The organism is Paracoccus sp. NFXS7 (assembly GCF_040148865.1).
In the GTDB taxonomy this organism is placed as follows: domain Bacteria; phylum Pseudomonadota; class Alphaproteobacteria; order Rhodobacterales; family Rhodobacteraceae; genus Paracoccus; species Paracoccus marcusii.
Genome location: NZ_JAKEKV010000012.1, coordinates 48,467 through 61,663, shown reverse-complemented (window position 1 = coordinate 61,663; position 13,197 = coordinate 48,467). Strand labels below are relative to the sequence as shown.

General features: G+C 61.5%; 7 protein-coding genes. 6 read left to right on the top strand and 1 reads right to left on the bottom strand.

Annotated elements, in window-relative coordinates:
• Positions 1-41 precede the first annotated feature (41 nt).
• From LZ686_RS16620 to LZ686_RS16610, 3 genes are read left to right on the top strand one after another with little or no spacing between them, the layout of a single operon-like run.
• Positions 42-797 carry an ImuA family protein gene (locus tag LZ686_RS16620; protein WP_349548494.1) on the top strand — a complete coding sequence of 252 codons (756 nt, stop codon included), beginning with the start codon at positions 42-44 and terminating at the stop codon, positions 795-797.
• Positions 712-2,244: a Y-family DNA polymerase gene (locus LZ686_RS16615; protein ID WP_349548493.1), complete on the top strand. Its 1,533-nt coding sequence runs from the start codon at positions 712-714 to the stop codon at positions 2,242-2,244. Before LZ686_RS16620 ends, LZ686_RS16615 begins: the two co-directional genes overlap by 86 nt.
• A gap of 13 nt (positions 2,245-2,257) precedes the next feature.
• Positions 2,258-5,515, top strand: a complete 3,258-nt coding sequence (locus LZ686_RS16610; RefSeq protein WP_349548492.1) for an error-prone DNA polymerase — start codon at positions 2,258-2,260, stop codon at positions 5,513-5,515.
• 220 nt (positions 5,516-5,735) lie between these two features.
• Here LZ686_RS16610 and LZ686_RS16605 read toward each other — a convergent pair whose 3' ends face one another.
• Positions 5,736-6,122: a hypothetical protein gene (locus tag LZ686_RS16605; protein ID WP_349548491.1), complete on the bottom strand. Its 387-nt coding sequence runs from the start codon at positions 6,120-6,122 to the stop codon at positions 5,736-5,738.
• A gap of 795 nt (positions 6,123-6,917) precedes the next feature.
• On the opposite strand from LZ686_RS16605, the gene LZ686_RS16600 reads away from it, so the two are divergent.
• The 3 genes from LZ686_RS16600 (at position 6,918) to LZ686_RS16590 (ending at position 13,174) form a co-directional block, all read left to right on the top strand.
• Positions 6,918-8,495, top strand: coding sequence for a peroxidase family protein (locus tag LZ686_RS16600; protein ID WP_349548490.1), 1,578 nt, complete (start codon positions 6,918-6,920; stop codon positions 8,493-8,495).
• A 128-nt stretch (positions 8,496-8,623) separates the two neighbouring features.
• Complete coding sequence (locus LZ686_RS16595; RefSeq protein WP_349548489.1) at positions 8,624-10,288, top strand: glycosyl hydrolase 108 family protein; 1,665 nt, start codon at positions 8,624-8,626, stop codon at positions 10,286-10,288.
• 42 nt (positions 10,289-10,330) lie between these two features.
• Positions 10,331-13,174 carry a patatin-like protein gene (locus tag LZ686_RS16590; RefSeq protein ID WP_349548488.1) on the top strand — a complete coding sequence of 948 codons (2,844 nt, stop codon included), beginning with the start codon at positions 10,331-10,333 and terminating at the stop codon, positions 13,172-13,174.
• Positions 13,175-13,197: the final 23 nt, after the last annotated feature.

Sequence of the window (13,197 nt, the reverse complement as noted above, 5' to 3'; positions counted from 1 at the left end):
ATCAGACCTGTTCATCGCCAACCTCAAAGGAGCCCTGTCCCATGCCTGCCGTCCGCCCCGCCCTGGCCGAATTGCGCGCCCGGATCGGCGAGATCGACGGCACGGGAGCTGGCCCGCACGGCGTGCTGCCCTTCGGGGTGCGGGAGCTGGATCGGCGCCTGCCCCAAGGCGGACTGTTGCTCGGCGCGCTGCATGAAGTGGCGGGCGGCGGCCAGGGGGCCGTGGACGGCGCGGCGGCTGCCTGCTTCGTGGCGGGTATCGCCGCGCGGATGAGGGGCCAGGTGCTGTGGTGCGTGACCCAGGCCGATCTCTTCGCGCCGGGCTTGGCACAGGTGGGCCTGCCGCCCGAGCGGGTGATCCATGTCGAGGCCGGGGACGACATCTCGGTTCTGGCCGCGATGGAGGAAGGCCTGCGCCATGGCGGCTTGGCCGCCGTGGTAGGTGACGTGGCGCGGCTGTCGATGACCGCCTCGCGCCGGCTGCACCTGGCCGCCAAGGGATCGGGCACCATCGGCCTGGCACTGCGGCGTTGGCGGCGGCAGGCGGATGCCAGCGATTTCGGGCAGCCGACCGCGGCGATGACGCGCTGGCGGGTCTCCGAGCTGCCCTCCGCCCCTCTGCCCGTTCCGGGCATCGGCCGTGCGCGGTGGCTCGTGGAGCTGATCCGGGCGCGGGCCGGGGATTCCTTCGATCTCGAACTGGAGGCATGCGATGGCGCGGGTCATCTCCGTCTTCCTGCCGATGTGGCCGATCGATCGGCGGCAACGGCAGGCGGGCGTCACATCGCCGTCGGGTGACGGACCGCTAATCATCGCCGGTCGCGCAGGCAACCGGCGGGTGATCACCGCCGCCTGCCCCGCCGCACGCGATCTGGGCCTGCGGGTGGGCATGACCGTCAGCCGGGCGCAGGCGCTGGTGCCGGATCTGCGTGTCGAGGCGGACGACGCGGCAGCAGATGCCGCCGCGCTGGAGCGGCTGGCGCTGTGGCTGCTGCAGCGCGTCGCGCCCATCGTCTCGGCCGATCCGCCGGACGGGATCGTCATCGACTCGACCGGCGCCGATCACCTGCACGGCGGCGAGGCCGCGATGCTGGAGGCGCTGGCAGGCAAGCTGGCCCTTTCCGGCATCACCGCGCGGCTGGCCCTGGCCGACAGCTGGGGCGCGGCCCATGCCCTGGCGCGATGCGGGACGGACGGCGTCATCATCGCGCCCCATGGTGCGTCAGACGCCGCGCTGGCTCCTCTGCCCTTGGAGGCCCTGCGCTTGCCCGCCGCGACAGTGGCCGGGCTGCGGGATCTCGGCTTCGAGACCATCGGCGATCTGACGGATCAGCCGCGCGCACCCCTGACGCGCCGCTTCGGCGAGGTGCTGTGCCGGCGTCTGGATCAGGCACGGGGGCTGGCCTCCGAGCCGATCGCACCCCTGCGCCCGGAGGGGCTGATCGAGATCCGCCGGGCATTCGCCGAACCCATCGCCGCGCCCGAGACCATCGCCCGCTATATCGGCAAGCTGGTGATCCAGCTCTGCACCGAGCTGGCCGCCAAGGGGCTGGGCGCGCGGCGGCTGGACCTGCTCTGTTCGAGGATCGACAACCGCACCGAGGTGCTGCGCGTGGGCCTGGCCGTGCCGCAGCGCGACCCGGCCAGGCTGACCCGGCTGCTCTGCGGCCGGATTGTCACCCTCGACCCAGGGCTGGGCATCGAGATCATGACCCTGACCGCCACGATCGCCGAACCGCTGGTGCCGCGACAGGCCGCCACCTCGCTTCTGGAAGAGACGGTGCCCGATCTCTCCGGGCTGATCGACACGCTGTCGAACCGGCTCGGGGCACGGTCGGTCTTCCGCTTCGCCACTGTCGCCAGCGACGTGCCGGAACGCGCCATCATCCGCATTCCGCCGCTGGCCGACACGGCCACCCCGGGCATGGACGTCTGGCCCGACCACTGGCCGCGCCCCGCGCGCCTGCTGCCGCGGCCTGAGCCGATCGAGACCATGGCGCTGCTGCCCGACCATCCGCCACGCTGGATCCTCTGGCGCGGGGTGCGGCGACACGTGCAATGCGCCGACGGGCCGGAGCGCATCTTCGGCGAATGGTGGAAGCGCGACGCCGAGGCGCAGGCCGTGCGCGACTACTTCCGCATTGAGGACGAGGCCGGGGCCCGCTACTGGATCTTCCGTCAGGGCGACGGAGAGGACCGGGCCACCGGATCGCATCGCTGGTTCCTGCATGGAATGTTCGGATGAGCGAGGTCTTTGGATGACAGGTCCGGCATACGTCGAGCTGCAGGTCACCTCTCAGTTCTCCTTCCTGCGCGGCGCCTCCTCGGCCGAGGAGCTGTTCGCCACAGCCGCCCTGATGGGGATGCAGGCCCTGGCCGTCACCGACCGGAACTCGCTGGCCGGGATCGTGCGCGCCCATGTGGCGGCCAAGGAGACCGGCGTCCGGCTGATCGTCGGCTGCCGGCTGGACCTCGCCTGCGGCATGTCGCTGCTGGTCTATCCGACCGACCGGCCCGCCTGGTCCCGCCTCTGTCGGCTCCTGTCGGTCGGCAAGAGGCGCGCAGGCAAGGGCAAGTGCCATCTGGAATGGTCGGACGTGGTCGCCGCCTGCGAGGGCCTGATCGGTGTGCTCATCCCCGATCAGGCGGACGATCTATGCGCCCTGCAGCTGCGCCGGATGCGCGAGGCCTTCCGTGATCGCGCTCATCTGGCGCTGACCCTGCGCCGGCGCCCTAACGATCAGCTGCGGCTCCATGAGCTGTCGAACCTCGCCGCCCGGATGCGCGTGGCGACGGTGGTGACAAACGACGTGCTGTTCCACGCGCCCGATCGCCGCATCCTGCAGGACGTGGTCACCGCGATCCGCCACAACACCACCGTCGACGCCCTGGGCTTTCGCCGCGAGCGTCATGCCGACCGCTACCTGAAGACGCCCGTGGAGATGCACCGGCTGTTCACCCGCTACCCGGAGGCCCTGGCCCGCTCGGCCCGGATCGCGGAGGCCTGCCGCTTCTCGCTGGACGAGCTGGAATACCAGTATCCGGAGGAACGCGACGATCCCACCGTGACCGCACAGGCCACGCTGGAGCGGCTGACCTGGGAGGGCGCGTCTGAGCGCTACCCCGAGGGCGTCCCGACCGAGGTCAATGCCAGCCTGCAACATGAGTTGCGCCTGATCGACCGTCTGGATTATGCCCCCTACTTCCTGACCGTGAACAGCATCGTCCGCTTCGCCCGCTCGCGGGACATCCTCTGCCAGGGCCGGGGATCGGCGGCGAACTCGGCCGTGTGCTTTGTGCTGGGCATCACCTCCATCGATCCGGGGCGCAACGACCTGCTCTTCGAACGCTTCGTCAGCGAGGAGCGCCGCGAGCCCCCCGACATCGACGTGGACTTCGAGCATGAGCGCCGCGAGGAGGTCATCCAGTGGATCTATCGCACCTATGGCCGCGACCGCGCCGCGCTGACCGCCGTGGTGATCCGCTATCGCTCCAAGGGCGCGCTGCGCGACGTGGGCAAGGCCCTGGGCCTGCCCGAGGATCTGATCCGGGCGCTGTCCAGCCAGATCTGGGCCTGGTCCGAGGAGGGGATCGCGGACGACGAGCTACGCGCGCTGAACCTCAACCCGGATGATCGCCGCCTGCGCTTGACGCTGGAACTGGCCGCCCTGCTGCGCGGCACACCCCGGCATCTCAGCCAGCATCCGGGCGGCTTCGTGCTGACCCATGACCGGCTGGACGATCTGGTGCCCATCGAGCCCGCGGCGATGGAGGATCGCCAGATCATCGAATGGGACAAGGACGACATCGAGGCGCTGCGCTTCATGAAGGTGGACGTGCTGGCCTTGGGCATGCTGACCTGCATGGCCAAGGGGCTGCAGCTTCTGGCCGAGCACAAGGATATTCGCCACGATCTGGCGAACATCCCGGCCGAGGATCCGCGCACCTATGCGATGATCCGCAGGGCCGACACGCTCGGCACCTTCCAGATCGAGAGCCGCGCGCAGATGTCGATGCTGCCGCGGCTCAGGCCGCGCACCTTCTACGACCTGGTGGTGCAGGTGGCCATCGTCCGCCCCGGTCCGATCCAGGGCGACATGGTCCACCCCTATCTGCGCCGCCGTGCGGGACAGGAGGCCGTGAACTTCCCCACCCCGGAGCTGGAGAAGGTTCTGGGCAAGACCCTCGGCGTGCCGCTCTTCCAGGAGCAGGCCATGCGCGTTGCCATTGAATGCGCGGGCTTCACGCCGGGCGAGGCCGACCTGCTGCGCAAGTCGATGGCCACGTTCAAGTTCACCGGGGGCGTGTCCCGGTTCCGCGACAAGCTGATCGAGGGGATGGCCGCGCGCGGCTACGACCGCGACTTTGCCGAGCGGACGTTCCGCCAGCTGGAAGGCTTCGGCAGCTACGGCTTTCCCGAAAGCCATGCGGCCAGCTTCGCGCTGATCTCCTATGCCTCGGCCTGGCTCAAGTGCTGGCACCCGGACGTGTTCTGCGCAGCGCTCCTGAACAGCCAGCCGATGGGGTTCTACGCCCCTGCCCAGATCGTGCGCGACGCCCGGGACCACGGGGTCGAGGTGCGCCCGATCTGCATCAACGCCTCGCATTGGGACTGCACCCTGGAGCCGCTCGAAGGCGGCCGGCGCTTTGCGGTGCGGCTGGGGCTGCGGATGGTCAAGGGTCTCGCCAACGCCCATGCGGCGGCGATCGTGCTGGGCCGCGCCGATCAGCCCTTCGCCTCGGTCGAGGATCTCTGGCGCCGCGTGCGCACCCCCATCGCCGCACTGGTCCGGATCGCCGAGGCCGACGGCTTCCGCCCTGCCCTGCGCCTCGGACGCCGCGAGGCGCTGTGGCACCTGAAGGGATTGGCTGACGAGGACCTGCCCCTCTTCGCGGCAGCCGAGACGCGCGCAGCGCCACCGGAGTTCGCCGAGCCCACCGTCGCCCTGCGCCCGATGGCCGCCGGGCGCGAGGTGGTCGAGGATTACGGACATACCGGCCTGTCGCTGCGCCGCCACCCGGTGGCCTTCCTGCGCGAGGATCTGACCCGACGCCGGATAGTCCCCTGCGCGGAGGCCATGGCCTCCCGCAACCGCCGCCGCTGCGAGGTCGCGGGCATCGTGCTGGTCCGCCAGCGTCCCGGCTCCGCCAAGGGCGTGATGTTCATCACCCTGGAGGACGAGACCGGCATCGCCAACCTGGTCGTCTGGCCCAAAGTCTTCGAAGCCAACCGCCGCACGATCCTCGGCGCGGGCATGATCGCCGTCGCGGGCCAGGTGCAGCGCGAGGGCGAGGTCGTCCACCTCGTCGTCCATCGCATCACCGACCTCTCAGCTGACCTCGCCAGCATCGGCCAGTGCGGCGACGCCTTCCCGCTGACGCACGGCCGAGGGGATGAGTTCAGGGCGACCGCCGGGAGTCAGCTGGGCAACGCCGGGACGCCGATGCCGCGCGACATCTACATCCCGGATCTGCATATCGATACCGTCAGGGTGAAGTCGAAGGACTTCAGGTGAGGCAGGGCGCAAGTGCGCTGCAGTATGCCCCCCTTGCTCTTCAGTATTAGCCGTCTGCCACTTGGCAGCAGACTAGGGTCTGCTGCCGATACCAGCCTCTGGTAGACCGCCACCACGCTCTCAGCTATGAGTCAGCCTGGACACAGGCAGCATGGTCCGTGCCGAAGCATCATTTTTCCGGTGGCGGCTGACTCAGGCACGAGAACCGAGATGCGATGGGTTACTCGACGTCCTGATCATTCATATCTTTTCCAAATACGACACGCTTTCCTACAGCAGATATAGCTTCCGGAATGTCAGGTAGATCAAGCATCGCAAGCGCGGTTCGAGCGATCTCAGCACGATCTGTTCCAAGATCGTCTTTAGCAATCAGCTCTAGGGCCTCTCGCAAAGCACTGACAACGCTGCTGTGATGATACCGTTGTGGGGTTGCGCCAACGATTTCCCGCGAGGACCAACCCCCTTTCACCTCGCCATTGGATGATTTGATTTCAGTATAGCCGTACAGATCCAGAGCTTTCGGTGGCTTAGACATCGCAACGTATTCTCCAATTACGAATCTTTCAGCATGCGCCAGCGACTTACTTGCGTTGGATAAGTCAGTCACATGCCAGGTCTAATCACTGCATATCACTTCTCATTATGCCATGATTTCGTTAATACTATTATTCAGTTTTTCGGATTAGAAGCGGCAAAAGCCTTGCAATAGAAACCAGAGATGTGCGCGAAAAACGCCAAGGACTGCCGGGTATAATTTGTCTACGCATTACCTTCAGGAGCGCTCCCCAACATCAAATGCAATGATCGCAGAGAAATTTAATGCCTGTATTTAAATAGTAGACTCTGAGTCTATTATCGAGTACTAAAACTGCAGGTCAGTTACTAGTGTTAAGGAAACAAAATGCGTTTTCTTAGTATGTTACCGCTGTGTCGTTCTCTGCTTGAACGACGACCCAATAGCCAGATCAGGGCAAGATGCCGTATAATGAAATGGGATCTTTTGCATTTCGATCAGGCTCTTTATCAGCTCGACCATCTCCCTGCGCCGCCAGCCATTATGGCTCCCCGCCAGAGATGAGAGCCGATAGCTTAGCACCAGAAATGTCTCCTCACGTCAGAGTCCTTGTGCGTGGTATATTTGCATAAGAGCCTCTCCTTATTTTCGCTTTCGGAAATTTTTGGCTGCTCCTGTTCGTATTGATCCTTCCGCAACTTTGGCGGCCGAAAGGACTTGTTGCCATATGCGACCTTCGCTGCAGTTAATCTGCAGCTCCGTCAGTGAGCGGCAAAACTCCTAGGACAACAGAATACCCAAAATAAAGAATCAACGGCAGTGCGTAAACTGGCCGCGACAACAGCATAACGTCAAATCAAGGAACTTTCATCCAGAAGGAATGAACTTATGGCACAGGCTATGGAGAACAGACACGGCCATACAACCCGAGAAATGTCCCGGGCGTCATTGAGGGCATTAAGTGGCCATGGTGATCCCGGAAAGTTCGGCAGGATGTTCCCATGGCTTGATCCGCTCGAGGTCAGCAGGGACAAACTTTTCGAGCTTGCTCAGTCTATGAAAGACCCCGACCCAACCGGCGCCACAGGTGACAACCCAACCATACCGGCCGGGTTCACCTATCTGGGCCAATTTATCGATCATGACCTGACGCTGGATCTCACGCCTCTGGACCAGCAAAGAATCGACCCGCTTGCTACAACCAACTTTAGGTCACCGGCGCTGGATCTGGATTCACTCTATGGCCAAGGATCGCAGCTTGCGCCTTACATGTTTGCCCGGGACCCGGCGACGAACAAGATCTCGGCAAAGATGCTGATTGGGCGGGCCGCCGCAAGTCCGGATCCGGGAGCCAATCCAGCAGCGACGGTTGGATCATTTCCTAACGACCTGCCGCGGAGCAACCAAGGACGCGCGGTCATCGGCGACGAGCGGAACGACGAGAACCTGCTCGTGGCACAGACGCACCTTGCTTTCCTCAAGTTCCACAACGCGGTGGTTGATCACTTGGGAAACGGCACCGGAGAGCTGAAAGCTGCTGCACTGTTCGAAGAGGCGCGTCGGATCGTGCGCTGGCACTATCAGTGGATCGTGCTGTTCGACTTTGTTGAGCGCCTGGTCGGCAAAGGCACGATTGCAAGAATCAAGCATGACGGCCGGCGCTTCTACCGGTTCCGGTCCCGTCCGTACATGCCAGTGGAATTCGCAGCCGCGGGATACCGCCTCGGTCATTCAATGGTCCGCGAGAGCTACGACCATAACCGCATCTTTGGCCTGCAGCCTGGAGGCATCCCCGGAACCCTGGGGTTCATGTTCCACTTCACCGGCAAGTCGGGCGGCATCATTGGTGATCTGGCCAATATAGATACTGCGGGTCCAGGCCAGACGATGCGGTTCTTTCCTTCGAACTGGATCATCGACTGGCGGCGCTACTACAAGCTCAGCCCGACCCAGCCCGACGGTGTCATCCTCAACGCCACGCGCCTGCTCGATCCACAGATCGTGCCCGCATTGCACACCTTGCCCGGCGAAAGCGATAGCCGGGAAAAGGTGTTGGCCTTCCGCAACCTGCAGCGTGGCGTAATGCTGGAACTACCCTCGGGACAGGCAGTGGCCAAGGCCATTGGCACGCAGCCTTTGACGGGCGACGAACTGGGCACGGACGTAAACGGTGGCTCTGATGGCACTGTCTTGAAAGCGCAGGGCCTGCAGCACGCAACGCCGCTCTGGTACTACATCCTGAAGGAGGCGCAGTTGATGCATGGCGGACAGCGCCTTGGCCCCGTCGGCGCAACCATCATTGCGGAGTGCTTCCTGGGCTTCGTGCACGGCGACCACGAATCATTCATGTGGAAGCGCTCGGCATGGATGCCGGAACTGCCCCGCGCTGATAGCGACACCTTTACGATGGTCGACATGCTGAACTTTGTCCAAGGGCACGATCCGATCATCAACCCGCTTGGCTGACGGCTCACGCGCTTCGACACCGGCAGGCCAGCTAGGTCTGCCGGCCACCGTTGCACAATGTTCCACCCCCATAATGCCCTGCTTCAGTGCGCAATCCCGCGCAGTGTTTTCGACAAGGGACGACACCGATGCTGAAAACGTCCAGAGACATGGACCGCCTGCACCCTATTGTACGGGAAAAGGTCACGCTGATCGTCGACCAGTTGGTCAAAGAGGGCATTCCTCTGGCCGTATTCGAAGCGGTCAGGACGCCGCAGAGACAGGCCGTGCTGTTTGCCAAGGGCAGGACTGCTCCGGGACCCAAGGTGACCTGGTCCCAGCCTTGGCAATCCTACCATCAGTATGGTTTGGCCGTTGATCTGGTCATCCGCGACAGCGACGGCTGGAGTTGGGACGATAGCGGCGCGAATGCCCGGCACTGGGCCCGCATGCATCAGATCGCAGCGACACACGGCATGACCGCCCTGTTTAACCGCCACGGCCGGCTTATCGAGAAGCCGCATATTCAGCTACGCGGACTGTCAATCAGGGAGTTGTTCGCGGGTCATTATCCAGATGGCGGTGACGCTGATTGGGCCGATGCGCTCTCTGATATGATCGACAGCACATCCGGCGGGCCCCCGCATCCGCGTCAAGGCGGAGGGCGACCAGCCCTCGTTGATATCGATGACGGCAATCCCGATGACCTGCTCCTAATGATGCCCGTGCCCACAGGTGCGGCTGCTCCCGCCGACGCCATGTTTCAGAGGTTGCACAGCTTTATTCAGAAGGCTGAGGGCGGCTTTGTAAATCACCCTGCGGATAAGGGTGGTCCCACAAACATGGGCATCACGCAGAAGACTCTGGCCGGCTGGCGTCGACGCGAGGTCCCCATTGAGGAAGTCCAGGCACTCACTCGCGAAGAAGCCGACCAGATCTTCCGGCAGTTCTATTTCACCCCCTGCCGTTGTGCGGAGATGCCAGATCGTACGGCGATGGTCGTCTACAACGGTGCCGTCTTGCATGGGCCCGACCGCAGTATCCGCCTGCTGCAGCAGGCATTCAACACATTAGGCTTGCAAGTTGACGGCGGCCCACTGGCCGTGGACGGGGTGATTGGCCGCAATACCATGGCCGCCGCCCGGCAGACGGATGCCCAGGTGCTATCCGAGGCTTATCTGGACGAGCAGATCGCCTATCTGCGCGGCTTGGACACATTCGAAACGTTTGGAGACGGCTGGCTGAACCGCGTCGCTGCGCTCCGCGAAGTGCTGGAAACTCTGCCGGCTGGATCCGGAAAGCGCCCCACAAGGAGCAAGACAGTGACCAAAGTTGATGACGATCGAGGACTGCTCGACCTGCTATCGGCGTTACGCAGGGCTGGAGGTACGAAGCGAACGGACGCGCTTTCGGCAGCGTTGCGGCAGGTACTGCCAGGGCTGCTGGGGGACAGGGTGGCAGACCCACACCGATCTGCCGCTATTCAAGATTTACTGCGGGCTTTGCTGGAAGAAGATGCCGGAGAGAAGACCTTGGTAGACCAGGCCGCTCAGACGCAAAGTGGCGCCAAGCCACCGTTGACGCCGGTCAATGCTGCTCTCGGAGAGGGGATCGGCCGTCTTCTGAATGGCAAAAAATCAATCATCGGTATCGCAGGCCTCTTCGCCACCGTCCTGGCGCCTGAATTGGGACTGGCAGGGCCGCTCATCGGCTTCATCCGAGACAATCAGACCCCGTTACTGACGATCCTCGCGACATTCACAGGGTGGGGATTTCTGGGAAAGATCGACAAGGCGATACGCACGGCACGCTAACGGGGCTGAACCCTGTTCTTCCACATCTTTACAGGAGTGATCATGAGCGAAGTTCCAACAGGTGAAGTTCGGGTAGCGGTAGTGCTTTATGGCGGCGTTTCCCTTGCGATATACATGAATGGCGTCTGCGAAGAGTTATTGCGTCTGGTACGCGGAACTTCGGATCAACCAGGGCGCCTTGACCCTGTCGAGACGATCTATCGCGAGATGTCAAAAAGAATACACCCGGAAGGTGGGAGAAGCCGCGTCGTAATTGACATTATCTCTGGTTCATCAGCCGGCGGTATCAACGGGGTCGCACTCGCCAAAGCTCTCGCAGTTGGATCCAAAGATCTGTCAGTGCTGCGCGAGGCTTGGATTGATCGCGCTGATGTTCGCACATTGCTGAACGACGGTAAACGGGCATCGGCCAAGACGGGCCTTCTGAACGGCAGGCACATGTATGAACTGCTACGCGAGACATTGGGTAAAATGACGCAAGATGGGTCCACCCCTCTAACGTCGCTTCTCGATCTATTCGTGACAACAACTGATCTTAATGGCCGTAATCTAAGAATCCAGTTAACCGGCAAGACGGTCAGCGAGCCAGTCCATCGTGAGGTTTTCCGCTTTACCCTAGATAAGGCTGCTGACCGGGACGACTTTTCTAAAAAGGATGCGATGTTAGCTTTCGCAGCCCGCTGCACCTCATCATTTCCAATAGCTTTTGCACCGATGACGATTCAGGATCTGCCACCTCCCTTAAAAGACGAGGTGCGCACTCAGATTAAAGACATTCTTGGGCATCCGGTAGCAGATGATCGGCAATTCGCCGATGGGGGCTACCTGGACAATCGGCCGTTCAGTCACGCCATCGATCTGTTTCCACTGCGACCTCCCTCCCTACCCGGCAAGCGAAAGCTACTGTTTGTCGACCCCTTCCCAGATACCGACCTTGAAGGTACTTCCACTGACGAGGCTCCCTTACGACACTTCGACTTTGTCGAGAATGGCATGCTTGCTGCCACCGTGCTTCCGCGACGGGAGATGATCCGAGATGATATCCGTTCCGTTAGCGAATGGAACCGCCAACTGACGCGGCTCGGGGAACTACAAAAACGCCAGGAACAAGACGCTCATAGGTTTGAGGGTGATCCTCGGCTTGGCCAGGAGGCGATCCTGCAAAGGCCCCGTCGGCCCGAGAAACTCGAGGAGATGGATTTAGCTGACTTGATACAACAAGAGGCCGGCTATGGTGTTTGTTATGCGACCTATCATCATCTGCGGGTTTATACGGCCACGGACGTTCTAGCATGCATGATCGGCCAGATGGCGGATTACGAGGCTCAATCGGACGAAACCATTTTTTTACGCCATTTCATCCGTGCATGGCGCGAGGCACATTTTTCGACTTATAGGCAGCCCCAATTACTCACAGAAACGGCCTTCCTGCGCCGCTTCGATTTTGACTATCAGCGACGCCGCCTTGTACATTTGCTCTTCCGCTTAAACAAATCCCGGGCTGCCATCGATCCAGGCGATGCCGAGAACCTGCGTCAGGCCATTTGCACTGCGCTAGACGGGCTACGGATCGTCCTACGCCCCTCACCCGGCAATACTGAAAGTTTACTCGGCAACGGTGACGATAAGGCGCTTCATGACAAACTCCGGTCCCACTTTGGGGACATCATGGGCTTGGCCACTCACGATGAACGATATGCTGCCGCTAGTGCCCTATACGCGACCGACGAAAGTATCGGTCCGATCATTGATCGAGGAATGGAGGCTCTGGGGAACCGTGTTCGAGCCCAGTTGGATACATGGAATGCCAATATCCGGACTATCCTCGACGAAATATCCGCCCACAAGGCGAATCCCTCTATCGAGATTACAAAGCTATGCGACGCCTTCCGTACTTTTCACTGGCACGATGTTCTGACGTTTCCGATCCTTGAAGGCACTGCACCTGAAGAACATACCGAGGTCGATGTTTTTCGGATAAGCCCTGCTGACAGCAGTATCGACAAAGATCCGAAAAAGCTGGCCGGAAGTGCGGCAGGTGCGTTCGGAGGGTTTTTATCGCGGGAATGGCGTCAGAATGATATTCTTTGGGGTCGACTGGATGCAGCTGACAGGATCGTAGAGGCGATGTTGCCCGAGGCGTCTTCCAAAACGCGGGAAGACTTCATCAGCAGGCTTCACAACGCCATTCTTGCACAGGAATTCGACGGTCAACTGGGCCGTGAGCGGTGGTGCGCCTTATTGAAAGCAAGGACTAATCACGCGAAGATTAACGATCCCAATCTCCTCGCATTGATCAACAGGGTTCGGTCAGAGCCTGCTTCCCCACCCCCGTCTCAATTAGCATTCAAAAAAGACCATGCGATGCTTCGTCTACAGCCACCGGCCACGTCGGAATTTGTTGAGTGGGGCGGCAGGGCAACCAAGATATTATCGCAGATGATCGAGGCAATTCCTCCACGCCGGGGCTTAAAACCACTTCAAGACAGAGCAAGCACCGCGCTCCGTATCATGGGGGTCTTCGCAACAAGAATTGTAGCGCTGACACTTCCTCATAAGCTACCTCGATCTATAGCGGAAAGATTGCTGGGCCTAGCCATTATGAGTGGAATATTGCTGACTCTCTTAGCGCCATTCTTGGCAAGTATTTCTGCTCAGGTTGGTCCGATTATCCTTATTGTAGCAATAGTAGCATGGCTACTGTTCTATCTAGTCGCCCAGCTGCTACATGGTTCAAAGCCAACGAGGCATGTCATGCTTACAATCGGATTGGTGCTGGTAGCACTCTTTGCAGCTTATGGCTTTGTGACCGCATGGGGGCATCTGGAAGATCGATTTGTTCAAGTCAAATGTCTTGAAAGGCCTACCTGTGCTTGGCACCCTTAACGATCAGTTTAATTCTGAGGCTG

What these genes read in the sequence shown, in the direction of transcription:
- LZ686_RS16610 (WP_349548492.1), top strand. Translation starts at nt 2,258, where the DNA reads ATGACAGGTCCGGCATACGTCGAGCTGCAGGTCACCTCTCAGTTCTCC.
- LZ686_RS16600 (WP_349548490.1), top strand. Translation starts at nt 6,918, where the DNA reads ATGGCACAGGCTATGGAGAACAGACACGGCCATACAACCCGAGAAATG.
- LZ686_RS16620 (WP_349548494.1), top strand. Translation starts at nt 42, where the DNA reads ATGCCTGCCGTCCGCCCCGCCCTGGCCGAATTGCGCGCCCGGATCGGC.
- LZ686_RS16595 (WP_349548489.1), top strand. Translation starts at nt 8,624, where the DNA reads ATGCTGAAAACGTCCAGAGACATGGACCGCCTGCACCCTATTGTACGG.
- LZ686_RS16615 (WP_349548493.1), top strand. Translation starts at nt 712, where the DNA reads ATGGCGCGGGTCATCTCCGTCTTCCTGCCGATGTGGCCGATCGATCGG.
- LZ686_RS16590 (WP_349548488.1), top strand. Translation starts at nt 10,331, where the DNA reads ATGAGCGAAGTTCCAACAGGTGAAGTTCGGGTAGCGGTAGTGCTTTAT.